The organism is Rhizobium sp. SJZ105, from assembly GCF_007828365.1.
GTDB classification, from domain to species: Bacteria; Pseudomonadota; Alphaproteobacteria; order Rhizobiales; family Rhizobiaceae; genus Agrobacterium; species Agrobacterium tumefaciens.
This window is the reverse complement of the sequence record NZ_VIUP01000003.1, coordinates 392112-416589: the sequence shown is the minus strand read 5'-3', so window position 1 is coordinate 416589 and position 24478 is coordinate 392112. Positions and strand designations below refer to the sequence as shown.

At 58.3% G+C, this 24478-nt stretch carries 20 protein-coding genes and 1 tRNA gene; 9 read left to right on the top strand and 12 right to left on the bottom strand.

Translation table 11 applies throughout. The features are described 5' to 3' along the window. Positions 1-63 precede the first annotated feature (63 nt). Entirely contained in the window at positions 64-1323 is a 1260-nt protein-coding gene (locus tag FB593_RS14085; RefSeq protein WP_186447921.1) for an AGE family epimerase/isomerase, read from the top strand. Positions 1324-1423: 100 nt separating this feature from the next. Here the strand turns inward: FB593_RS14085 and FB593_RS14080 are convergent, their stop codons facing one another. Next, positions 1424-1984, bottom strand: a complete 561-nt coding sequence (locus FB593_RS14080; RefSeq protein WP_003513343.1) for a dual specificity protein phosphatase family protein — start codon at positions 1982-1984, stop codon at positions 1424-1426. Between the two features lie 202 nt (positions 1985-2186). Next, a complete protein-coding gene (locus FB593_RS14075) occupies positions 2187-2639 on the bottom strand; it encodes a hypothetical protein (RefSeq protein WP_003513344.1) in 453 nt (150 codons plus the stop codon). A gap of 386 nt (positions 2640-3025) precedes the next feature. Here FB593_RS14075 and FB593_RS14070 point away from each other — a divergent pair, with 386 nt between their 5' ends. Together FB593_RS14070 and FB593_RS14065 are read left to right on the top strand one after the other, a co-directional pair. Further along, a complete protein-coding gene (locus FB593_RS14070) occupies positions 3026-3658 on the top strand; it encodes an outer membrane protein (RefSeq protein ID WP_003513345.1) in 633 nt (210 codons plus the stop codon). A 212-nt stretch (positions 3659-3870) separates the two neighbouring features. Beyond that, a complete protein-coding gene (locus FB593_RS14065; RefSeq protein WP_003513347.1) occupies positions 3871-4233 on the top strand; it encodes a hypothetical protein in 363 nt (120 codons plus the stop codon). Between the two features lie 156 nt (positions 4234-4389). On the opposite strand, the gene FB593_RS14060 is transcribed toward FB593_RS14065, so the two are convergent. Further along, positions 4390-4465: transfer RNA gene (locus FB593_RS14060), tRNA-Ile, on the bottom strand. A 178-nt stretch (positions 4466-4643) separates the two neighbouring features. Here FB593_RS14060 and FB593_RS14055 point away from each other — a divergent pair. After that, positions 4644-5387 (top strand): SIMPL domain-containing protein, encoded by a 744-nt coding sequence (locus tag FB593_RS14055; RefSeq protein ID WP_112154043.1) that lies wholly within the window; start codon positions 4644-4646, stop codon positions 5385-5387. Positions 5388-5558: 171 nt separating this feature from the next. On the opposite strand, the gene FB593_RS14050 is transcribed toward FB593_RS14055, so the two are convergent. After that, the gene (locus FB593_RS14050) at positions 5559-5936 is read right to left on the bottom strand and encodes a hypothetical protein (RefSeq protein WP_003513350.1); all 378 of its coding nucleotides are present in this window, start codon (positions 5934-5936) and stop codon (positions 5559-5561) included. 159 nt (positions 5937-6095) lie between these two features. Then, positions 6096-6521 (bottom strand): secondary thiamine-phosphate synthase enzyme YjbQ, encoded by a 426-nt coding sequence (locus FB593_RS14045; RefSeq protein ID WP_026330776.1) that lies wholly within the window; start codon positions 6519-6521, stop codon positions 6096-6098. A 252-nt stretch (positions 6522-6773) separates the two neighbouring features. Between FB593_RS14045 and FB593_RS14040 the strand changes: the two genes are divergently transcribed. After that, complete coding sequence (locus FB593_RS14040) at positions 6774-9326, top strand: HWE histidine kinase domain-containing protein (protein ID WP_003513355.1); 2553 nt, start codon at positions 6774-6776, stop codon at positions 9324-9326. Between the two features lie 177 nt (positions 9327-9503). On the opposite strand, the gene FB593_RS14035 is transcribed toward FB593_RS14040, so the two are convergent. The 4 genes from FB593_RS14035 to FB593_RS14020 form a co-directional block, all read right to left on the bottom strand. Further along, positions 9504-10424 (bottom strand): DUF930 domain-containing protein, encoded by a 921-nt coding sequence (locus FB593_RS14035; RefSeq protein WP_038491710.1) that lies wholly within the window; start codon positions 10422-10424, stop codon positions 9504-9506. A 195-nt stretch (positions 10425-10619) separates the two neighbouring features. Next, positions 10620-12674 carry an RNA polymerase sigma factor RpoD gene (gene rpoD, locus FB593_RS14030; protein ID WP_003513359.1) on the bottom strand — a complete coding sequence of 685 codons (2055 nt, stop codon included), beginning with the start codon at positions 12672-12674 and terminating at the stop codon, positions 10620-10622. 394 nt (positions 12675-13068) lie between these two features. Then, entirely contained in the window at positions 13069-15054 is a 1986-nt protein-coding gene (gene dnaG, locus FB593_RS14025) for a DNA primase (RefSeq protein WP_003513370.1), read from the bottom strand. A 382-nt stretch (positions 15055-15436) separates the two neighbouring features. Next, a complete protein-coding gene (locus FB593_RS14020; RefSeq protein ID WP_026330775.1) occupies positions 15437-15886 on the bottom strand; it encodes a GatB/YqeY domain-containing protein in 450 nt (149 codons plus the stop codon). 339 nt (positions 15887-16225) lie between these two features. On the opposite strand from FB593_RS14020, the gene carA reads away from it, so the two are divergent. After that, positions 16226-17431, top strand: coding sequence for a glutamine-hydrolyzing carbamoyl-phosphate synthase small subunit (gene carA / locus FB593_RS14015; protein WP_003513375.1), 1206 nt, complete (start codon positions 16226-16228; stop codon positions 17429-17431). Positions 17432-17470: 39 nt separating this feature from the next. On the opposite strand, the gene FB593_RS14010 is transcribed toward carA, so the two are convergent. Beyond that, positions 17471-18868, bottom strand: a complete 1398-nt coding sequence (locus FB593_RS14010; protein ID WP_013636556.1) for an MATE family efflux transporter — start codon at positions 18866-18868, stop codon at positions 17471-17473. A 329-nt stretch (positions 18869-19197) separates the two neighbouring features. Between FB593_RS14010 and FB593_RS14005 the strand changes: the two genes are divergently transcribed. Continuing rightward, entirely contained in the window at positions 19198-21288 is a 2091-nt protein-coding gene (locus tag FB593_RS14005) for a methyl-accepting chemotaxis protein (RefSeq protein WP_113472942.1), read from the top strand. Between the two features lie 202 nt (positions 21289-21490). Then, on the top strand, positions 21491-21970 hold the full coding sequence (locus tag FB593_RS14000; protein WP_013636558.1) for a DUF2938 domain-containing protein: 480 nt from the start codon (positions 21491-21493) through the stop codon (positions 21968-21970). Positions 21971-22009: 39 nt separating this feature from the next. On the opposite strand, the gene FB593_RS13995 is transcribed toward FB593_RS14000, so the two are convergent. Together FB593_RS13995 and FB593_RS13990 are read right to left on the bottom strand one after the other, a co-directional pair. After that, positions 22010-22939, bottom strand: coding sequence for a neutral zinc metallopeptidase (locus FB593_RS13995; RefSeq protein WP_003513383.1), 930 nt, complete (start codon positions 22937-22939; stop codon positions 22010-22012). Positions 22940-23034: 95 nt separating this feature from the next. After that, entirely contained in the window at positions 23035-23523 is a 489-nt protein-coding gene (locus FB593_RS13990) for a DUF2306 domain-containing protein (RefSeq protein ID WP_038491721.1), read from the bottom strand. Positions 23524-23571: 48 nt separating this feature from the next. Here FB593_RS13990 and FB593_RS13985 point away from each other — a divergent pair, with 48 nt between their 5' ends. Further along, the gene (locus tag FB593_RS13985) at positions 23572-24438 is read left to right on the top strand and encodes a LytTR family DNA-binding domain-containing protein (RefSeq protein WP_065687156.1); all 867 of its coding nucleotides are present in this window, start codon (positions 23572-23574) and stop codon (positions 24436-24438) included. The last annotated feature ends 40 nt before the right edge of the window (positions 24439-24478 follow it).

Here is a 24478-nt window from a genome sequence, read left to right as displayed (position 1 = left end):
CGAAATTTCACTGACAGATGACAGGTTTATGCAGCAAGGATATAAGCCGAAGCAGCAAACCGCATGGAGGACGAAATGCCCGAGGACGACCACAACAACCGGAACTGGAACACCTTGCCATGGCATCGCCAGTGGCTGGTCAAACAGGCCGATGGGCTTTTCGACTTCTTCCAGTACCGCGCCGTCAATCCGGCCGGTGGCTTCTTCGATCTCGACGCCAAGGGTGCGCCGCTGCAGAAAAACGACCCCGTGCGCGGCATCCATGCCTCCGCACGCATGGTGCATTGCTTCTCCATCGGCCACCTGCTCGGACGGCCGGGCTGCGGCGATATTGTCGACCACGGCATGACCTACCTCTGGAACAATCATCGTGACAGCGAGCACGGCGGTTATTTCTGGCAGGTCAACGATGGCGGCCCGGTGGACGCCACCAAACAGGGTTATGGCCACGCCTTCGTGCTTCTGGCCGCTTCCTCCGCCAAAACTGTCGGCCACCCGCTTGCTGACAAGATGTTGGCCGACATCACCGAGGTTCTGGAAACGCGTTTCTGGGAAGAAAAACACGGCGCTATCGCCGAGGAATTCAACCGCGACTGGTCACCCATCGACAATTATCGCGGCCAGAATTCCAACATGCATCTGACCGAAGCGCTGATGGCCGCCTACGAGGCGACCGGCGACAGCCATTACCTGACAAAGGCCGAACGCATCGCCGATCTCGTCATCCGCCGCCGCGCCGGTGAGCTGGATTTCCGCGTGCCGGAACATTTTGACGAGAACTGGACACTCGACAAGGAGTATCGTGGCAACGAAATGTTCCGCCCCTCCGGCTCCACTCCCGGCCACTGGCTGGAATGGGCGCGCCTCATCCTGCAATTGTGGGTGCTGGGCGAACGCCGCCATGACTGGATGCCGGTGGCGGCAAAATCGCTCTTCGTGCAATCCATGGCGCTTGGCTGGGACCGCGAAAAAGGCGGCTTCTTTTATACGCTCGACTGGCACGACAATCCCGACAAGACGGCAAAGCTCTGGTGGCCCATGTGCGAGGCGGCGGGTGCAGCCCACTTCCTCAACGAAAATCTGCCGGCGGACGAATTTTACGAAGACAGCTACCGCCGCATCTGGAGCACGATCGCCGACAATTTCATCGACCACGACAATGGCGGCTGGCACGAGGAGCTGACGGAAAATCTGATTCCAGCCAACACGCTTTTCCCCGGCAAGGGCGACATCTACCACGCGCTTCAGGCCTGCCTGATCCCGCTATTTCCGGCAACGGGAAGTTTGACGAAAGTGATCAAGGAAGGCGGCGGCTCCTATTGAGGCCGCTGCAAGAATGAAGCATCTGACACGCTCCGTCATACCGGACGTGATCATGCCGACACCCCGGATCAAATCCGGGGTGTCGGCATATAGAGGCGCCTCAAAATCCGATAGTTTCCTCGAAATCATCCCAGGACTGGTACATTTCATAACGGCCGATACCCGGGATCGGCACATGTCCGTAATAGGGTGAAAGCTGGAACTCGGCGGCAGCCTCGCTTTTGCCGGCAACGGCGCTCACATAGATCGCGGAGGCGAGCCCGGTTCGGTTGGCGCCGTGTTCGCAATGGATGAGGATCGGTTTTTCAGCGTTGCGCAGCACGGCGACGAGCGTTTCCGCTTCCTCCACCGAGACCTTCTCGCTTGAACTCAGCGGATAATCGACAAGCCGGACACCGTTGTTTTTCGCTGCCTGGCTTTCGGCGTCATACCAGCCTTCACGCTTTTCATCGCGCAGATTGATGATCGTCTTGATGCCGTAGGCCTTGGCATAGGCCGTGATGTCCTTACCGCTCGGCTGGGCCGAACGATAAAGTTCGCCGGGGATGACCTCGTGAAAATTTCCGGTCAGCTGGCCAATGCCCATATGCGCGCCGGCCAGAACCGGCAGAGCCACCAGGCCAATGGCGGCAATTTTCAGAAACTTCAGAACTATACGCAAAACCTAAACCCGCAACATTCATCGGACGGGTGGGCAGGTGGCATTGCAAATCGGCGAAAACAAGTCCCGCAGCGGCGAAAGCGGCCTCGGCGTGGCCGGCAACGACGCGGGCACCTTTACGAACCCCTTGCGAAACAAGGGGTTCAGGCGACAGCACGAAAATGTTCAAGAAACCGTGAGGGTCGGAAGCAGCGACAGCCGTTCAATCGAATTCCGCAGAAACGATGGTGACGCGCCATTCCAGCCGTTGCGGATCTACCGTTTCATTGTTGCGCAGTCGGAAAGAGCGGCACGCGGCAAAGGTCTCCCCGGCCTCGATCCGCCTTTCACTCACCTGATAGGGATCGAAGGCGACGGAGGCGCGGAAGGCAGGCTCGAACCCTTCAAGCGTATAGGTCAGGCGCTGCACGGCAACATTATTGTCGTTGCGGAAGCTGACGCGGATCGGCAATGCCGCATCCGTGCACGCCGCATCGAAGCTAGCCGTCGCAATCACATGGTCGAGCCGCTGGCTACCGCGCTGCCAGTCGTAAATGACAAAGGCGGCAGTGGTTCCCCAGATCAACAGCAGGCAGATGACGACCGGTTTGAGGTGCCGCGGAAACGCGATGAGGGTGAGAAGAAGAATGGCACTGAGAACGGCTCCGACAATCACGTCGCCCCTCCCCCATGAAAACTAACCCGCATGCGATCCTGTCCTCCCTTGCCCATTCCTGCCCGCAACATCAGCCCTATCCAGGTGCCGAAGCACCGGCGTTGCCGCAGACAGCCACAACTCTATGGTCGTGCCCCCCGCTGTCAAGACAACCAAGCGTGACCCCTCTCCCGTCGCTTTGACAAGGCGGCGAAAGGAACCAAACGCCGTTGAAGGCGTTCGCCGCATCAGAACAGCATGACGGGGCGGTAAAAAACGTCGCGATTTGGGCAAGGAAGGCCGGCAACTCGAGGGAACAATCTGCCCCTTAGAACCGCCGATCTCCAACCCATATTAAATGCACCTAATATATGTTATAGAAGTCAATCAGCTCAGGGAGAAAAACGATGAAAACGCTGATCGTAACGTCACTCTTGGCCCTGTCCGCCAGCACCGCGATGGCTGCGGATGCCGTCTACGAAACCCCGGCGCCTCCGGTCGCGCAGGAAACCCTGCCGGTATTTACCTGGTCTGGTCCGTATCTTGGTATTCAAGGCGGCGCAGGCTGGGCGAACGGCGATTTTTCGGCTGGCGGCCCCGTCGCGTCGGATAGTTTCGATGGCGGCATTCTGGGCGCTTTTGCCGGTTACAATTACCAGTTCGATAATAATTTCGTCCTCGGTATCGAAGGCGATGTCGATTACAACTGGAACGACAATGACTATGCCGGCGTGAACATCGGCACCGACTGGCAGGGCTCCGTTCGTGGCCGTGTCGGTTACGCTTTCGACCGTGCCTTGATCTATGGTACCGCCGGCTGGACAGCGACGCGCGGCTTCATCGAAACGCCTGGCGCCGGAAAGGATAGCACGACGTTCAACGGTTACACCGTCGGCGCTGGCCTGGACTATGCCTTCACCGACAATGTGTTCGGCAGGATTGAATATCGCTACAATGACTATGGCGACAAGGACATCTTCGGCGTCAACACCGATTTCGACCAGAGCACCGTCAAGGTCGGCCTTGGTGTGAAGTTCTGATAGAGTCGACAAACGTCAGCAAAAGAGCCCGGCCAAGTGCCGGGCTTTTTCTTTGTCGGAACGCCGCACCAGCTTCGCCCTGAGACTGTAAAAACGTGGAAAATGTGAACATCGCAAAAATGAGATATTCACGGACCGTTCAGCCGGCCCGTGCCATCATGCGGGCATAATGAGCCTCTATCTCCCGAAGCAGGCTTATGGAGTAGCCCTCGATGAAAAAGATCATTCTTACAACCCTTGCCGCGCTGGTTGCCACCGGCAGCGTCTTCGCGTCCTACGGCACCGCTGCCGCGCAGGACTATCCCTATCGTCCGCGCTACGATCGTGGCGGCCCGCCCCCACCGCCCTATCGCGAACACCGCCGCCACAATGATGGTGCTGCGATTGCCGGCGGACTGGCTGCAGGCGTTATCGGCGGCCTGATCGGCGGCGCAATCGCCAACGGCGGCAACAGCGGTCCCCGCTACTACGAGCCACCACCGCCGCCCCGCCCACGCTGCTGGTTCGAAGACCGCCGCGTTCCCAATTCCTATGATGGCGGCTGGCACACCGAAAGCATGCGGGTCTGCGACTGACCCCATAGCTGAAAATCCGTAATGAACAATCCGATCAGTCTGAATGGCTGGTCGGATTTTTTGTTGGATGAGCAAAATCCAAGGAATGCGCAATGATCGATGATGTATCGACTTGCTATACGGAATCGCACCAACTCGTTCAAAATATAAGGAAAATGGTGGGCCCGGAGAGACTCGAACTCCCAACCAAGCGGTTATGAGCCGCCGGCTCTAACCATTGAGCTACAGGCCCTTTCGGAAAAATTATCCGAAACACCGGCTTCGCAATGGTTCGAATCCGGTGGGTCACGCTCTAACGTAATTTTTACGGCCCGACAAGCCATTGATGCTATCGCAAGCTGCCGTTGCCGTATTAGCTTCACAATCTAAGGCAATACCCTGCAAAGGGACACAATCAACGAGGAAACACCATGACGACGACAAAGGCCCGCCTTTTCGCACTTAGTGCATTGACCGCAGCAGCAATGATGCCGCTTGCCGGTAATGCCCTTGCGCAGGATGCCACTCCGCGCGAAGCAACCATCAGTGTTTCCGGCGAAGGCCAGTCGGCAATCGCGCCCGATATGGCGATCCTGTCATTCAGTGTCGTCAAGCAGGCGGAAACGGCGGCTGCGGCTCTGACAGAGAATTCCAAGGCGCTCGCCGAGGTTCTGAAATCGCTGAAGGCGTCCGCCATCGAAGACCGCGACCTGCAGACGAGCAATTTCTCCGTGCAGCCGCTTTACAAGCATTATGAGCCGAAAGACGGCGTTTACGTTGCACCGGAAATTACCGGCTATCAAGTTTCCAACGGACTGACCGTGCGCGTACGCGACCTGAAGAAGCTGGGCGAGATACTCGATACCTCCGTCAAGCTCGGTATCAACCAGGGCGGCGATATTACCTTCACCAATGACAAGCCGGAAGCAACCGTAACCGAGGCCCGCAAGCAGGCCGTTGCCGATGCGCTGGCCAAAGCGAAAACGCTGACGGAAGCGGCGGGCGTGAAGCTTGGACGCGTGATCCAGATAAGCGAGAACATGCAGCGCCCCATGCCGGTGCCGCAGGCCATGATGCGCGCTTCGATGGCGAAGGAGGCCGACAGCGTGCCGATCGCTTCGGGTGAGAACAGCTACAGCGTGGTGGTCAACGTCACCTTCGCCCTGGGCGAATAAAACAGTCGGAGCGGCGGCATTGCCCGCCGCCCGCATTTGCCGAACGGCTGCGCGTAACCGCCACCCGAGAGGCCACAAAAAGAAACGCCCCCCGCCTGTCATGACAAGCGAGGGGCATTTTTTTTGATCCGCGCGAAGGGCGGGGGATTTCCGCGGATCAATATCAGCCGTTTAGCGACGGATCACCGGGCAACCACGCTCATTGGCGAAGAAGATGCGGTCAGGACCGCGACGGTCGAAGCCTGCAACCACGACACGGCGCGGCGATACATCGACAACGCGCGCGCGGCGAAGACCCATGCGGCTAGCCTTTTCCTCCGCAAGCCGCGGCGAGCAACCGTAACGCGGGCGGTCAGGACGGCCCCAACCCGGACCAGGACGATCGGGACGACCCCAGCCCGGGCCGCGGCCTCTGTCATGACCGTATCCATCCTGAACCTGAACTCTGAGCTGAACATCCGGGCCAGCCGAGGCAGCTGGAGCGGTGACGGAAATTCCGCCGAGGGCGATGAGGGCAGCCAGGCCGGCTTTTGCGAAGGTGCTGAACATGAACTCACTCCGTTTGTTTCTGCGCCGGCAGGGACGTCCCCCGGCGATTGACGAGACCCTAGACCCGCCCGCCTGAACGCCGACAGAACCGCATGTTCAGCAGACGTTCAGAGACATTAACGGGAAAACGAAAGGAAAAGTCGGGGCTTTTGACGGGAATCATGGGGAGATATGCAGAACGATTTCACGGCGGTGCGGCCGGTCGCGATGTTCGAAAAGATAAAGGCCCTGCCATGTGCCAAGGGTAAGCCTGCCATCGCTGATCGGTACTCCGATGGAAACCGCGGTCAGGGCCGATTTGATGTGAGCAGGCATGTCATCAGGGCCTTCGAGCGTGTGGACGACCCAGCGCATGGAGACATCGTCGGAAGGTGGCACGAGGCGGGAAAAAAATACCGCCAGATCACGCCGGACATCCGGATCGGCATTTTCCTGGATAAGCAGGGAGCAGGATGTGTGCCTGACGAAGACGGTCAAAAGGCCTTCGTCCACGCCTGCCTCCTTCACAAAGCGCTCGGCCTCGGACGTAAATTCGTAGAGCCCCTGCCCGTGGGTGGTGGTAATGGTCATTTTCTTCTGCGGCACGTTATTTCCTTTAGAAAATTCGGAACAAATTAGGCACTGCAAACGTTGGACCATGTCGAATTGTAACTGATGGCGAAAAGGCGTGCTTCCATGACATGGCGGCTGCCTTTAATAGAACGGAATACCGGCGTCACGGTTGCAAAAAACGGGGAAGGATTGGCACTATCAGAATGAACCATTCAGGCTTTCCCGTCTGCGGACGACTAAATTATTTTCAGTGCAAGACAGGCAGAGGGTGCGAGAGATAGGTTCATGGCATCCACTGATTATAATGTCGACCTGACAAATTGCGACCGCGAACCCATCCACATTCCAGGTTATATTCAATCGCACGGCTGCCTGATCGCTTGCGACAACGCCATGCGCATGGTCCTGCGACATTCGGAAAACTGTCGCGAGATTTTGCGCGTCGATGGCGATATCAACGGCAGGACCGCCGAAGAGGTGCTTGGTAAAAATCTTGTCCATGACCTTCGCAATGCACTCACGGTAACCGGCAGGACCACCCGCCCTGCCATGCTGCCCAATATGGAACTGCGCGATGGTCGCAGCTTCGATATTGCGCTCCACCGCTATAAATCCACGACGATCATCGAATTCGAACCGTCAGGGAGCGAGACCCAGCCGCTTGGTACCGCACGCAAGATGGTGGACCGCATTCGCGAGGCGGACACGGTCGAAAGCCTGATTTCGAGAACAACCCGCTTGGTGAAGGCGACCTTGGGTTACGACCGGGTGATGATCTACCGTTTCGAGGATGACGGTGCAGGCAAGGTCGTGTCGGAGGCAAAGCAGCCGGAACTGGAAAGCTTTCTTGGACAATATTTTCCGGCAAGCGACATACCGCAGCAGGCCCGCACGCTCTATCTTAAAAACACACTGCGCATCATCTCCGACGCCAGCGGAATACGAGTTCCCGTATTGCCCGCCATCGATGTGTCTGGTGAACCGCTTGATCTGTCATTCGCGCATTTGCGCAGCGTTTCTCCCATCCATTGCGAATATCTTCGCAATATGGGCGTTGGTGCCTCCATGTCGATTTCGGTGATCGTCGATGGCGCCCTGTGGGGCCTTATCGCCTGCCACCATTATTCGCCACGCGTTCTGACGATGTCGGTCAGGATCGCCGCAGAAATGTTTGGAGAGTTTTTCTCCATGCATTTGCAGGTCCTTAAGCAGAAGCGCAAACTCGATACCGTCAACCACGCCCATGCCGCTCTCGACCGCTTCCTGCGGCTCGCCGCCCATCACGCGCACATCGAGGAACTGCTGATCGACAGTTTCCAGGATTTTGCAGATCTGATGCCATGCGACGGCGTCGGGCTTTGGGTGGACAACAACTGGCACGGCCACGGCGCAACGCCGCCCGCGGATGCCATTCCGAGGCTGGCGCGCTTCGTAACCTCTGTCAGTGAGGGAAGGGTCTGGGCAACCCATGCCATCTCGCAAGCCATACCGGAAGCGGAGATTTATGCAGATATCGCAGCAGGAATGCTCGCCATTCCGCTGTCACAGGTCAAAAACGACTATCTGCTGTTTTTCCGCAGGGAGATCGTGCAGAACCTGAACTGGGCCGGCAACCCGGAAAAATCCTATGAGACCGGTCCGCTCGGCGATCGTCTCACCCCGCGCAAGAGCTTCGCGATCTGGAAGGAGACCGTGCGCCTGCAGGCGCAGCCATGGTCCGATGCGGACCGGGAAATTGCCGAAGCCGCAAGAATAGCGTTGGTCGAGGTCGCATTTCATCACAGCGAGCTGATGGCGGGCGAAAGGGAGCGCGCGGAAGTGCGCCAGCGCATGCTGAACGAGGAACTCAACCACCGCGTCAAGAACGTTCTCGCCATTATCAAATCGCTGGTCGGCAATCCTTCGCAAGAGGGTAAAACGCTGCAGGAATATGTCGGTGCGCTGAAGGGTCGTATCCAGGCATTGTCCTTTGCCCATGACCAGATCATTCGCGGTGAAGGCGGCGGGTCGTTGCGCGACCTGCTGGACGCCGAATTGTCGCCGCACCGTTCAGCCGAGGCTATTGTTGATCTTGCCGGACCACAGGTCACGCTCGATTCGCGCGCATTTTCCGTCATGGCCCTCGTACTGCATGAACTGGCGACGAATGCTGCCAAATACGGCGCGCTTGCGCAGACCGGCGGAAAACTGGATCTGCGCTGGGAAGTCGACGAAAACCGCGATTGCCTGATACATTGGCGCGAAACTCTGCCTACCAAGCTGCCCACACCATCACGCTCTGGGTTCGGCACGGCGCTCATCAGCCGCAGCATCCCCTACGATCTGGGTGGACGCAGCACCATCCGGTATTTGCCTGATGGGCTGGAGGCGGAAATTCTCCTGCCCTCCCGCCATATCTCAGCAGTCATGACAGCTTCCGAGATGAAGACGGAGGATGACACCGTACCGCAACCCAGACGGTCCAACCGGGAGGAAACGTTGAAAATATTGCTCGTAGAAGACCAGATGCTGATCGCCATGGATGTGGAGAACATGCTGGAAGACAACGGCATCAAGACAATCGAAACCGCGACCTCCTCGGCAATGGCCATCGAGAAGCTGAAGAGCTACGTGCCGGATGTGGCTATCCTCGACATCAATCTCGGCTCCGACACCTCCATCGCCGTCGCACGCGAGCTTCACCGCCGCGGCATCCCCTTCCTGTTCGCCACCGGCTATGCCGATGCCAGCATGGTGCCTGACGACTTCGGCAACGTGCCTGTTATCAGGAAGCCTTACGACGAAGATGCGCTGATGGCGGGTATCGGGCTGTTGGTCGGTGATACGGAGAGGGTGTAAGCTCCTAGCCCTGCTGACCGACACATTTCCAGACTGGAAGTCATCCTTGGGCTTGTCCCAAGGATTTAAACACGTCTACGAGATCAGTCGGTTGCATATCCTCGGGACAAGCCCGAGGACGACGGAGTGGCGTACGGAAACCTTCGTCAGCAAACCGAAAGTTTAAAAAACTAGCCTTCATTGAAATCGGGTGAAGCCCCGCTTTTTCGCCTCATCCGGTGTTAAGGCGTTCCCAATTTTAAACCGGAAGGCCGTAACGGCGTAGTTATCCAGATCGACCTCGCACTGAAAAGACACATCGTGCCAGCTATTGCCGGTGTTGAATGCGCCGCCGGAAGCATCAATCGAATTCCCCGATATCCTCCCGCCCGTATCCGAATAGGGTATCATGCCACGGGCGGCAAAACCCGCGCCCTGAATTTGCGCCAGAGCCTCCGTGCTGCAAAGCTGAACAATGCGGCGGCGGGGCGGCAGATCACCAAACATCTGGCGTCTTTGGGCCGGAGAAAGCAGCGACGAAGACAATAATTGTTTGGCGGCCGGAAGTTTCGCGGGCTTCTCCTTTGCCACCTCGGCAGGTTTTTCGTCAGCCGGTTTCTCCTGCGGCACAGGCGCCTTTTCCGGCTCAGCCTCTTGCTTGACGGGTGAAACCGCAATTTCTCCCTGCTCGGCGGACGCCTTGAGATCGCCGTTGGCGGCAGATGGCGCGGGCTTATCCTCAGCCGTCTTTTCAGGCTGGCTTTCAGGCTCCTTGGAAGGCTCGGTCTTGTCCGCTTCCTCCGCCTTACCTGGCTTGTCCTCTGGGTCCGCCTGCGTCTCCTCCGGCCGCATGGCGATCGCCGGCAGCGTCGCCTGCAAGGGCGGCGAAGGTTTCGGCTCCTCTGCCGGCGGAGCGGGCGGCGGCGGTGGAGGCTGCGGCTTTTCTTGCTTTGCCTGCTCGGCGGCGGGAGGCTTGGCTTCTTCCGGCTTCTTTTCCTCAGGCGGCGGCACCAGATCGACGCTGATGCTTTCCGGCTCCTGCGGTTCGGCTATGCGTTCGGGCAGTTCAAAAAGAAAGATCGCGACCACAGCCAGATGCAGCAACACGGAGACGGGCACCGCCCATCCCTTCCCTCGCCATCTGCTTGCCGAAACCTGTTGCATGTTATCGAGCCAAATCGAACCTGAGCATTTCCGAAAACGCGGAACGCTTTGTTTTCACACATAAGGCTTGTCGCAGAGATCGCCAGTGCGGGAAACAAAAAACCCGGCCAGAGGTGACTGACCGGGTTCAATTTTAAAGCAGGCAAAGGCTTAGCTGTCGAGGAAGCTTCTGAGCTTTCTGGAGCGGCTCGGATGCTTCAGCTTGCGCAGTGCCTTCGCCTCGATCTGGCGAATACGTTCGCGCGTGACCGAGAACTGCTGGCCGACTTCTTCCAGCGTATGGTCGGTGTTCATGCCGATGCCGAAACGCATGCGCAGAACACGTTCTTCACGCGGCGTCAGCGAGGCGAGAACGCGGGTCGTCGTCTCGCGCAAGTTGGCCTGAATGGCGGCGTCGATAGGCAGCAGCGCGTTCTTGTCTTCGATGAAGTCGCCGAGATGCGAATCCTCTTCGTCACCCACAGGGGTTTCGAGCGAAATCGGCTCCTTGGCGATTTTCAGAACCTTACGCACCTTTTCAAGCGGCATGGCCAGCTTTTCCGCCAGTTCTTCCGGGGTCGGCTCACGGCCGATCTCGTGCAGCATCTGGCGCGAGGTGCGAACGATCTTGTTGATCGTCTCGATCATGTGAACCGGAATACGGATCGTGCGCGCCTGGTCGGCGATCGAACGGGTGATCGCCTGTCTGATCCACCACGTCGCATAGGTCGAGAACTTGTAACCACGGCGATATTCGAACTTGTCCACCGCCTTCATCAGGCCAATATTGCCTTCCTGAATGAGATCGAGGAACTGCAGGCCGCGGTTTGTGTATTTCTTGGCGATGGAGATCACGAGACGCAGGTTGGCCTCGACCATCTCCTTCTTGGCGATACGCGCTTCGCGCTCACCCTTCTGTACCATGGAAACGATACGGCGGAATTCGGCGATGGAAATACCGGTTTCCGTCGACAGATTCTGGATTTCCTGACGGATCTCGCGGATCGTGTTGCTTTCCTCGCGGGCGAATTCCTTCCAGCCGCGGGCGGCCAGATTGGCAATCGACTTCATCCAGTTCGGATCGAGTTCCGCACCGTGATACTGCTCGAGGAAGCTGTCGCGCTTGACGCCATAGGATTCGGCAAGGCGCAGCAGCCGGCCTTCGTTCTGCATCAGACGCTTGGAAATATCGTAAAGCTGCTCGACAAGGCTGTCGACACGGTTCTGGTTCAGCGACAGCGACTTCACAGCCGTGATCAACTGGTCCTTGAGATCCTTGTAGCGGCGCTCCTGACCGGAGGACAGGGTCCCCGTGCAGGCAAGGCGAGCCTCGACCTGCTGGTCCTGAAGCTTGCGCAGCTTCTTGTAGGTGTCGGCAATGGTGTCGAGCGTTTCCATGACCTGCGGACGCAGCTCGGCTTCCATCGCGGCAAGCGAAAGGTTGGACTCGTCGTCGTCCTCTTCTTCCTCTTCCGGCGGCAGGCCATCGCCACCCACATCAGTCACATCCTCGTCACCGGAGGGCGCACGCAGTCTGCGGGTCTTTTCCTTCTCTTCGGCGGCCTTGCGGTCCGCCTCGATCTTTTCCGGGCTCTGGAACTGCGGGGCAGCCTTGGCTTCCGGGCCGGAATAAGTGGTTTCGAGATCGATAATCTCGCGCAGCAGCGTCGTGCCTTCGTTGAGTTCGTCGCGCCAGATGATCAGCGCCTGGAACGTCAACGGGCTTTCGCAAAGGCCGGAGATCATCGTTTCGCGGCCGGCCTCGATGCGCTTGGCGATGGCGATTTCGCCTTCGCGCGACAGAAGCTCTACGGAACCCATTTCGCGCAGATACATGCGCACAGGATCGTCGGTACGGTCGGTCGGTTCTTTTTTCTTCGCGGTCGCAAGCGCGGTACCGCCGGAAGGTGCCAGTTCGCCGCCTTCGGACTCTTCGTTATCGGAATCGTCGCTTTCGGCTTCGCCCGGTGCTTCCTCGGCATCCTCGTCCTCGATAACGTTGATGCCCATATCGGACAGCATCGCCATCGTGTCTTCGATCTGCTCGGACGTCACTTCTTCGGACGGCAGGACGGAATTCAGCTCGTCCATCGTCACATAGCCGCGCTTCTTGGCGGCCTTGATCATCTTTTTGACCGCGTCATCCGAAAGATCGAGAAGCGGACCGTCCGTCGCACCGTCGCGTTCGTTTTCTGCTTCTTCGTTTTCTTTGACTTTGGTTGCCATCTATCTCGTCGCTTTCCCTGACGCTAACACCTGTTCCGCCGCATAGCCGTTCGCCTTGAGAGCATCCGGCTGATAACAGCGAATCACTGTCAGACACCTAACGGAGTGATCTTTAATTGCCGATTAACCACGGCAGCCTCAGGCAGAATGCAAAGACAGTGCACCCGAAAATGCTTGCTCATGCAATTTCTATCCGCCAAGGCTCATTCCACCTTACTATTCCTGAATTGGTGATTCCCGCTATTTCCCGCCCCGTCAAGCCTTTGAGGGCGAGACAGCCACGGAAATTCATAAAAAGGGCCGCATTTTGCGAGTTATCACCAGACTACCCCCTATTTAGGGCGCTTGCAGCAAAAGGCAACCCCACACGTCTTTCTATTCTTGGCCGCAGTCCTCAGCCATGGCCGACAGCCGGACCCTTTACCCGGCCGGACATGACGCCGAAACCATCGATGATCGCTTCCTGATTTTCCATTCGGCCGATTTCCAGCTGAACTTCGGCCAGCGCCCGCACCAGAAGCGTGCCGCGTTCATCGTCCGTCGCCTCGCCTATTTCCCGTTCCAGCTCGCGCTTCTGCCAGAGCAGGGATTTCGTCCTCTTGTGCAGTGAAAGCGCCTGCACATATCCCTCACGCGCATCTTCCAGCGCCGCCTGTTCCGTGGCCGTCCACAGGCGCGCATTGCGCACCTGCTGGTCCATGGTTTTCAAAAGCACCTCGAAACCCTGCTGCGACAGGCGCTCGATCAGCCCTGCCCGCGAAATCTCGGCCGCACTTTCCGCAGCAAAGGTCAGCACAGTCGACCACAGGCGTTGCAGATCGCGGTTTTCGTAATCGATCGCGGCGATCTCGTCATATTCCTCAAGCAGCAGTTCGGGATGGTTGACGATGGTGATGGCGAGAACGCTTTCACGAAGTGAAGGCTTGGTCTGGTGGCCCCTGACCAGACCCGACTGGGTAAGACGGTCGGAAATGTTGCTGGCCGGCGCAGCCATGGCTCCACCCCGTCCGGAAGCGTTCCTCTGGAACCCGCGCCCATTACCCTGCTGGCCATCGCGACGGAAATTTCCACCCTGCGAACCGCCCTGCTGAAAACGCGGCTGGAAGAAGGCATTCAGCCTGTCGCGCATATCCTGCTGGTAAAAACGCCGCACGGCCTCGTCGCCGATCACGGCAACGATCTGCCGCAGCCGGCTTTCAAGCTGGGCACGCTTTTCAGGCGTATCGAAAGTCACCGAAGACGTCTCGCGGCTCCAGATCATCGCCGCGAGCGGTTTTGCCTCAGAAAGCACACGGTCAAAAGGCGCACGCCCCTCCAGCCGCACGAGATCATCAGGGTCTTTTCCGTCGGGCAAAAGCGCAAAGCTCACCGAACGATCAGGCTTGATATGCGGCAGGGCGAGATCGGCTGCGCGGTTGGCGGCACGAATGCCGGCGCCGTCGCCATCAAAGCAGAGGATCGGCTGCGGCGACATTTTCCACAGGAGCTCAAGCTGGCTTTCCGTCAGCGCCGTGCCGAGCGGGGCGACAGCATTTTCGACACCCGCCTGATAAAGCGCAATGACATCCATATAACCTTCGACGGCAATGACGGTGCCGCCGGAAGCCTGCGAGGCGCGCCGCGCGCGGGCGAAATTGTAGAGAACATTGCCCTTGTGAAAAAGCTCGGTCTCGTTGGAGTTCAGATATTTGGCCACTGCATCCGCCGCCATGGCGCGGCCGCCGAAAGCGATCACCTTTTCGCGCGACGACAGGATCGGGAACATGATGCGGTCGCGGAAGCGGTCATAGGAAACCGGCACGTTTTCATGCACCACCAGCCCGCAGGCTTCCATCTGTTCGCGCGCCACACCCTTGCTCGCCAGATGCTCCTTTAGCGCATTGCGGCTATCTGGTGCAAAACCGAGCCTGAATGTCTCGATGGTGCGCCCAGTCAGCCCGCGATCGCGCAGGTAAGCCCGCGCCCGCGCACCAAGCGCGGTCTGCAACTGATCCTGAAAGAACAGCGTCGCCATTTCCATGACGTCCTGCAAAGAGGTGCGCTCGCGCTCGCGCTTCTCAGCCTGCGGATCGGGCTGCGGCATGGAGATGCCGGCCATGTCGGCGATCTGCTGAACCGCTTCGGGGAAACTCAACCCCTCGAGATCAGTGAGAAACCGGAAATGATCGCCGGAAACACCGCAACCAAAACAATGGTATCGCCCCTTGCGATCCTCGCAATGAAAACTCGGGCTTTTTTCGCCATGGAACGGGCAGCAGGCCCAATAATCGCCCCGCGGCGTATTGGTCTTCTTCTTATCCCAGGACACACGTCTGCCGATCACATCGGAGATGTTCACGCGGTCGCGTATCTCATCGAGAAAAGAATTGGAAAATCGCATGGGTTACCTGTTCGAGGCCAGTCTTTCATATAAGCGCAGAAAGGGGTCAGTACCAAACCCAAAGAACCGGAATACCCGATATTCACAGGCCATCGCACTAAAACCGCATCGCCGCTGTCGCCCGCTTCGGGCAAATTTATGGCAGCGCATCATCACAAAAAATTATGTTTTTGTAATTTGAGCCAACCGTCGCCGAGGTATAAAACATATTCAAAGGCAGCGCCCGGACATTCTCATAAAGCTGCTGACGCCCGCAGGCACGTCCCCCGAAAAACGCCTGCGCGTGACCGCATTTTGATCCGCCGAAATGCGCCTTCGTCGGCAGCAAAAAGGCAGGGCAGCCATGGCTGCCCTGCCTTTACTTTTTCCGAACGGGCGACACCTACTTCAGCAAATCCTTGACGACGCCGGAGGCTTTCGCGAAGTCGATCTGGCCGGGATAGCGCTCCTTGAGCGCATTCATGCACTTGCCCATGTCACGCAGGCCGGAGGCGCCGGTTTCGCTGATGACGGCCTGACACAATTCGCGCACCTTTTCGGCCGGAATCTCTTCCGGCATGAATTCCTTGATGATGACGATTTCCTCGCGCTCCTGAGCGGCAAGCTCGGCGCGACCGGCACCATCATAGATGCTGGCGGACTCTTCCCGCTGCTTCACCATCTTGGTCAGGATCTGCATGATCTCGTCGTCGGTGACGGGGTCCTTGCCCACGCCGCGATTGGCAATATCGCGATCCTTGATGGCTGCCTGGATGAGACGCACGGTCGATGTACGCCGGGCGTCACGAGCCTTCAGCGCGTCTTTCAGAGTATTAGCGAACGTGTCGCGCATCATTTCTTCTTCTCCTTGGGAAAGTGCATTCCGCAGCTTCTCGACACGGAAACTTTCCACCTTATTTTTCGAAACGACATAACCGAGCAAACCCGCTCAAGCAAATCAAATGCATAAGCCCTTGAATGTGCGAAGGTTTAATTCCGCGTAAATCTTGAGCCTGCGGTTGACCGTTTAAGCAGCTTTCGTTATTTTCCGGCACCTGCACGAGATTTTAACGAAGGGTCAAAACGCGAGTTTTTCGCGCGCCCCTTTATGTCACGAAGCCTGCGACAAAAAATGGCCCCTCTCCCCCTGCCTTTCAAGAGGCGGGGTGCGAAGCGGCAGAAACGGAACGAGATGACCGAGACAGCGCCCTGGACTACCCGCAAACCGACCGCAATGCTTGTTCTTGCCGATGGCACAGTGATCGAGGGAACGGGGATCGGCGCAACCGGCAAGGTACAGGCGGAAGTCTGCTTCAACACCGCACTGACCGGTTACGAAGAAATCCTGACCGATCCGTCCTATCTCGGCCAGATCGTCACCTTCACCTTCCCGCATATCGGCAATGTCGGCACCAATGAGGAAGACATCGAAGACCTGACGCCAGCCGCCCGCCGCGGCGCAGTCGGCGTCATCTTCAAGGCCGACATCACCGACCCTTCGAACTTCCGCGCCGCCAAACATCTGGATGCCTGGCTGAAAGCCCGCGGCGTCATCGGCCTTTGCGGCATCGACACGCGCGCGCTGACGGCATGGATACGCGAAAACGGTGCACCGAACGCGGTGATCGCCCATGATCCCAACGGCGTGTTCGACATCGAGGCGCTGAAGGCGGAAGCCAAGGCATGGAGCGGTCTCGTCGGCCTCGACCTCGCCATCGAAGCCACATCCGGCCAATCCTCCACCTGGACGGAAACGCCTTGGGTTTGGAACGAGGGTTACGGCACGCTGAATGAAGCCGATGCGAAGTACCATGTCGTCTGCGTGGATTTCGGCGTCAAGCGCAACATCCTGCGCCTCTTCGCCGGTCTCGATTGCAAGGTCACGGTGGTTCCGGCCCAGACATCCGCCGAAGACATTCTGGCATTGAAGCCGGATGGCGTTTTCCTTTCCAATGGTCCGGGAGATCCGGCCGCGACAGGCGAATATGCCGTACCGGTCATTCAGAACCTCATCAACAGCGACCTGCCGATCTTCGGCATCTGCCTCGGCCACCAGATGCTTGGCCTGGCCGTCGGCGCCAAGACTGAAAAGATGCATCAGGGGCACCACGGCGCCAACCATCCGGTCAAGGATTTCACCACCGGCAAGGTGGAAATCGTGTCCATGAACCACGGTTTTGCGGTTGACGCCAAGTCGCTGCCTGATGGCGTCGAAGAAACCCACACGTCGCTGTTCGACGGCACCAATTGCGGCCTGCGCATCGTCGGCAAGCCGGTCTTCTCCGTCCAGCACCATCCGGAAGCATCGCCCGGCCCGCAGGACAGCCACTATCTCTTCCGCCGCTTCGTCAACCTGCTGCGCGAGAGACAAGGTGAGGCAGCGCTCGCCGAGCGCTGAGACATCTTCGGAAAATCAGGAAAGATATACGGCCCGCTTTCAGCGGGCCGTTTTCATTTCACGCTTCACCAGAATGACGAAACGTATAGTCAGGAGAACGGCCGCCGTCGAAAGGCCGATCACGAAACCGAACCAGACGCCACGTCCGCCAAAGCCGAGCGGAAAGGCCATGGTCCAGGCCAGCGCCAACCCGATCGGCCAATAGGAAATCAGCGCCAGCATCGCCGGAATGCGCGCATCCTTCAATCCGCGCAGCAAACCTGCTGTCACGGCCTGGATACCATCGACCAGCTGGAAGATGCCGGCGATCACCACGAGGCTGCTTGCGTAGGCAAGCACTTCCGCCGCTTCCGGCAATTTCGCGTCAAGAAACCACTTCGCCAGAAATTCCGGAACAGCCGCAAACAGGATGCCGCCGCAAACGGCAATGCCGCAGGCAATCGCGTAGACCATGATGGCGGCGCGCACGAGGTTCCTGAAATCACCCTGACCGAACGCGACACCGACCCTCACGGTCGCCGCCTGCGACAGGCCGAGCGGGATCATGAAAGCGATGGAGGCAAGCTGCAGGGCGATGCCATGCGCCGCAAGCTGCACGGTGCCAATCTGTCCCATCAGGATCGAAGCGGCCGCAAACAGCGTCACTTCGGCAAGGATGGTGATGCTGATAGGCAGGCCAAGGCGCAGCACTTCGAACAGCGCATGCCAGTCCGGCCGCCAGAAGCGCACGAACAGCTCGTATTTCCTGGTTTCCTCACGCGTCTGCACATAAGCGACGATGAAGATGAAGCTGAAGGCATTGACGATGACGGCAACGACGGCCGCGCCGTTCATACCCATCACCGGCAATCCGAAATGGCCGAAGACCAGCGCATAGGCCATCAAACCGTTCATCACCAGCATGATGATGGTGACATACAGAATGATGCCCGCACGGCCGATTGCACTGACAAGCCCGCGCAGCACGTAAAAAAGCAGCGCCGGCAAAAGGCCGAACTTGGCGATGGCGAGATAATGGCCGGTCAACGCCGCAACTTCGGGGTTTTGCCCGAGATAGACCAGAATACGCTCGGCGTTGAAGAATATCGGCAGGGCAAGAATCCAGTACGCGATTGCCACCCACATGCCCATGCGCAGCGAGCGGCGGGCAGCCGTCGCATCGCCCTGCCCGTAAGCCTGCGCCACCATTGGTACCACGGCCACGGAAAATCCCGAGCCGAAAATGAAGACAACGAAGAAGAACTGCCCGGCCAGCACCATGGCCGCCAGCTTCTCAGCTCCGAGCTGACCGACGATGACCATATCTGTAGTGTGGATGCCAAGCTGCGCGAGCTGCGCACCGACAAGCGGAATTCCAAGCGCAAGCGTAGCCTTGAAATGCGAAAGCCACGACCCCGATCCAGAGGGAACGGTTTCTGCAACAACCGACGAAGACATTGTAATTCACCTGAATTTTGGCCATTGCCCGCGAATTGCGCAATGGCAGCAGGTGATGAATAAAATATTCCCTTCCTGCACGCAACCTTTGCGGATCAATGATCAAAATTTACGCAGAACGGCAATTTTACGTCCACTTGGGCCGAAACGGCGTGACATAAAACAAATTTAGCCGAATTTTACCATTTCACTTTACGCATTAGAATATCGCGAAGTTCTTTCAAACCATAAGCTGCATGACGCAGAATATTCCCGCCATTGAGGCATGTCTTTCCCATTATTTTCCAAGATGAGCCGAATGGGCACATCTGGTTCCAAGGACGTGTAGCTTGCCCAAAAAAACCAATCTCATGACGCGCATTCTGTTTGCGGCGTCATCGCTTGTCGTCGCCGCTTTTGCCGGCTTTTCCTTCTATATCGACAGTCTTCAGCACCAGGTGACAACGCAAGCCGTAGCGGAAAATATCGATTCGTCCGGCAAGCAGGCAGCGCAAAGCATCGCCAACTGGCTGAACGGCCGCATCATGCTGACCGAAACGGTTGCGAAGACGCTCGCCAAGCTCCCAGATGACGACGCCAAACTGCAGTTCCTCCAGAACGACGTGCTGACGGCTCAGTTCATGTCCACCTATTTCGGCAATGCCGAAAGCGGCAGTTTCACGACTTTCCCGAAATTGCCATTGCCGGAAGGCTACGACCCGCGCAAGCGCCCCTGGTATCTGGACGCCGTCAAGGCCGGCAAGCCAGTACTGACCGAGCCCTATAGCGATGCGTCGACCGGCGGCCTTATCATCACTGCCGCCATTCCCGTGTCCATCGACGGCAAGCTGGCCGGCGTGACGGGTAGCGACTTCTCGCTGGATTCGCTGGTAACGATGATCAAGTCGGTGGATGCCGGCAAGGATGGATACGCCTTCCTCGTCAGCAAGGACGGCAAGATCCTCATGCATCCCGATGCGAAATTCGTCGACAAGCCGCTGACCGATCTCTTCAAGGTTGATACACCGGCAATTTCTTCCGCGATTTCGCAAACCGAGATCGACGGCAAGCGCAAGATCACCAGCTTCATTCCCGTCGCCGGTCTGCCCTCGGTCGATTGGTATCTCGGTTTCGTTGTCGATTCCGACGTCGCCTACAGCGCGATCGGCCAATTTCGCCTCGCGGCAACCATCGCGACAATCCTTGCCGCCGCGATCATGATCGCCCTGCTGGCAACCGTTCTCAGCCGTTTCATTGTTCGCCCCGTCACGCAGATGACTGCTGCCATGGAAAGGCTTGCCGCCGGCAATCTCGATGTCGCCATTCCCGGCCAGGAGCGCAGTGACCAGATCGGCTCGATGGCTGCGGCGGTTGCCGTATTCAAATCGAACGCCACGGAACGTCTGCGTCTTGAGGGCGACGCCGAACAGAACCGCACGCTTTCCGAACAGGAGCGCAACGACCGCGAACGACTGGCGGCGAAAGACGCGGCCGACATCCAGTTCGCAGTCGATTCGCTGGCAAAGGGACTGACGCACCTTTCGAACGGCGACCTCAACTACCGGATCGAGACACCTTTCGTGACCCGCATCGACCGCTTGCGCGACGACTTCAACAACTCCGTCGCCAAGCTGAACGTTGCCTTGAGCACAGTCGGCCAGAATGCACGCGCAATCGATGCCGGTGCTGGAGAAATCCGCCAGTCTGCCGACGATCTGGCCAAGCGCACCGAGCAGCAGGCCGCCTCTGTCGAGGAGACTGCGGCCGCGCTTGAGGAAATAACCACGACGGTCAAGGATTCCGCCCGCCGTGCCGAAGAGGTAGGCCGTCTGGTCGACCGCACGCGCAACAACGCCGAGCAGTCCGGCATCATCGTCGAGGACGCTGTTCGTGCCATGGAAGGCATCGAAAAATCGTCGTCGGAGATCAGCAACATCATTGGCGTGATCGACGAAATCGCCTTCCAGACGAACCTGCTTGCGCTGAATGCCGGCGTGGAAGCCGCCCGCGCCGGTGAGGCAGGCAAGGGTTTTGCCGTCGTCGCACAGGAAGTGCGCGAGCTTGCCCAGCGCTCGGCAAATGCCGCGAAGGAGATCAAGACGCTGATCAACGCCTCAACATCACAGGTGCAATCCGGTGTCGATCTCGTCGGCAATGCCGGCAAGGCGCTGGAAACCATCGTGCGCGAAGTCCAGGAGATCAACCGCCACATCGACGCCATCGTAACGTCGTCGCGCGAACAGTCCACCGGACTTCAGGAAATCAACACCGCCATCAACACCATCGATCAGGGCACCCAGCAGAATGCCGCCATGGTCGAAGAACAGACTGCGGCAAGCCACGGCCTCGCCTCGGAAGCGGCGGCGCTCAACGAATTGCTTGCGCAGTTCCAGCTCGCCACGGCAACGCGGCGGCAGGCTGAATATGGGCGTGCCGCGTAGACCGAAAATAGCTCACTGGTGAGACAATCGCAACGTTACCCCGGATCCACAGTCCGGCATGACGGAGGAGACGTTTCAGTCTTCATTATGGCCGGAGCGATCCGGCCATTTTTCTTGTCCGCCCTCAGCACGCGAAAAACCCTGTTCCCGCCACTCACACGATCAGCTAGAGCTTGATCGATCATGATTTGCGGAGGGATCTATGCTGGATTTGATTTGGCGCGGTATTGCCATGGGGGTGGGTGGCACCGTGTTTATGGATATATGGGCGATTGTGCTGCACCGGTTTTTCGGCCAGTCCGCCCCGAACTGGGCACCGGTCGGCCGCTGGTTCTGGCATGTGCCGAAGGGCAGGATATTCCACGATTCTATCGCGACGGCCGCACCTTACGAGCATGAACTGGCGCTCGGCTGGGTCTCGCATTATGCCGTCGGCATTCTCTACGGCATCATTCTCGCCCTGATAGTGCCGGCCTCGTGGTTTTCAGAGCCTTCCTTCATTCAGCCTTGGATCGTGGGCATCGTCACGGTCGGCGCGGGCTGGTTCCTGCTGCAACCTGGCCTCGGCATCGGCTGGGCGGCATCGAAGACGCCGAACCCGAACAAGGTTCGCTTTCTCAACCTCGTTGCCCACACGATCTTCGCGCTTGGCATGTATGCCGTGGCGCTGTTGATGCGCTGAATAAAAGGGGGCTGAAAAGCCCCCTCGTTCATTTGATTATCAGATATTCGCCGAAAAGGTGTCGCAGTCCTCGACGCGTCCGTTCTGGAAGCCGCGCTTGAACCATTCCATGCGCTGCGCCGACGTGCCGTGGTTGAAACTGTCAGGCACCACATATCCTTGGGTCTGCTTCTGCAGGGTGTCGTCGCCGATCTGGTGGGCAGCGTTGAGCGCTTCCTCAAGGTCACCGGTTTCCAGAATGCCCTTCTGTTCGGTGAACTTGCCCCAGATACCGGCATAACAATCGGCCTGAAGCTCCACACGCACCGACATCTTGTTGGCGTCCACCTGGCTCATGGACTGGCGGCGGCGGTTGAACTCCGGCAGGACACCGGTCAGGTTCTGGACGTGGTGGCCCACCTCATGCGCAATCACGTAAGCCTGCGCGAAATCGCCAGACGCGCCGAAACGCTTGTCCAGTTCACTGAAGAAACTGGTGTCGAGATAGACCTTGCGGTCACCAGGGCAATAAAACGGGCCGCTGGCCGCAGAAGCAGAACCGCAGGCAGACGCAACCTGCCCGGAAAACAGCACAAGGGTCGGTTTCTGATAGGTCTCGCCGGCGGACTGGAAAATGCCGCTCCACGTATCTTCCGTCTCAGCCAGCACGGTGCGCACGAAAGCCGTCGTCTCGTCGGACGATTGGCCCTGCGGCCGAGTGCCCGCCTGCTGGCCGGATTGCTGCGTGGTACCGCCCCCATCCAGTGAAATGTCTCCGCCCGAAAGCAGCGTCAGCGGATTGATGCCAAGCACCCAGCTGATCAGCAGGATCAGCAGAAGACCGCCAATGCCGATGCCGCCGCCGCGGCGCCCGATCGGCACGCGCATTCCGCCACGCGAAAAAGGATCGTTGCCGGATGGCCCCGATCCCGCCGACATGCCGCGCCGATCCTCGATATTGTCCGACTGGCGGCGCCCTCTCCATTCCATGCTTTTCTCTCCGCAAACGTCGCCTCAACAGGCAACCTTATAACGGCACTATAATACATCTTGTTCCGGAAGAAAGCGGAGGTGGGTGCATTCGTTCAGGAGGCTCGCCGCCTTTGCGTGAAGACGGTCAGAGACAGCAGGGCAAACACGAACACGCCCGCGAAAAGCACCACAAGACCCGGCTGACCGTCACCGAAAGCAACCTCGTGAATGATCCGCCCCGGAACGAAGGTGAAACCGCCTGCGATGACGATACCGCCGAGATAGACACTCTGCATGATCCTCATATGGCGCCTGATTTCGCCCCTGCGCGCGAAAAGGACCGATTGCAGACAGCCATATATGGTGAGAACCGATAAAAGATGAATCGGGCTGAAACCGTAAAGCATCCTCAATTCATGGATGAAGAAGGTCGAAACGGACGTCATGACCATCAGCGTCACCCAGATCCTACCGAGTAGCCGGTGGATGGCGGTTCCTTTTGGGCGAAGAAAAATGAAGGCACCGAGAATCGCGGCCGGAACAACGGTGGCGACATGGAATTGCACGGCAAGCGGTGCGTCTAGCAAAGGCTGGAGTGACATGGTGAAGCGTTTTGACCCGGTTGAAATTATCGCTAACTTCGGCAAAACATGCGCGAAAGAAAAACGCATTGGCGTCAACCGCAGGAAAACTTCGTGGATCACCTCTCTTTGCAGTCCACGCTTCGTGAAATGCACGCCATCCTGCAATCGCGCAGACTGTGGCTGACCTTCCTTGCCATATTGGCGATCTTCATTCTGACCGGCCCTTTCGGGACAAGTGAGACCATGAGTTTCGCCGACCGGCTGCTTTACTGGACAATCGTTCAGGCTGGCGCATGGACGTTCGCAATATCCTTTTCCATCCTCGCCAACACCATCCTTGCCAGCAGCATTGAAAATATGCTGACACGCATGATGATCGGCTCGCTGACGGCAGCCCTGCCCATCGGGCTGCTGCTTTCCATCATGAACCAAATCTTTTCCGGCAGGGAAATGGGTTTCGCTGCCTTTCTGAAAAGCAGCCTGTCGGCCCTGCCGCTCTGCGCCATCTTTTGCCTGCTGAGCTACCTCACGGCCTGCCAGTCACGCGCAACGGCAACGGATGCCGTTGCGGACCCGAATGGAGATGCCAAAGGTGAGGTGAAAAGCATCGCGCCGCTGCTGGAGCGGCTGCCGCCGCAAAAGCGCGGAGAATTGCTGCGGCTGTCGGTGCAGGACCACTATACCGAAATCGTCACCACGCGCGGCCATCAGCTCGTTCTGCTGCGTTTTGCCGATGCGCTGAAAGAAATAGGCCTCACGGAAGGCTTGCAGGTGCACCGTTCCCACTGGATTGCCATTTCCGACGTCGTCTCGTTGCGTAAACAGGCTGGCCGTCTGCACGTCATTACAAGAGACGGCTCGGAAATACCCGTCAGCCGCTCCCATAGTGCGGCCGTGCAGGCCCGTTTCGCCGCGCATACACCGGCGGGTTAAGAGTTTCTGTCGATTCCGGAATTTATGGGGTTCCGTTCTC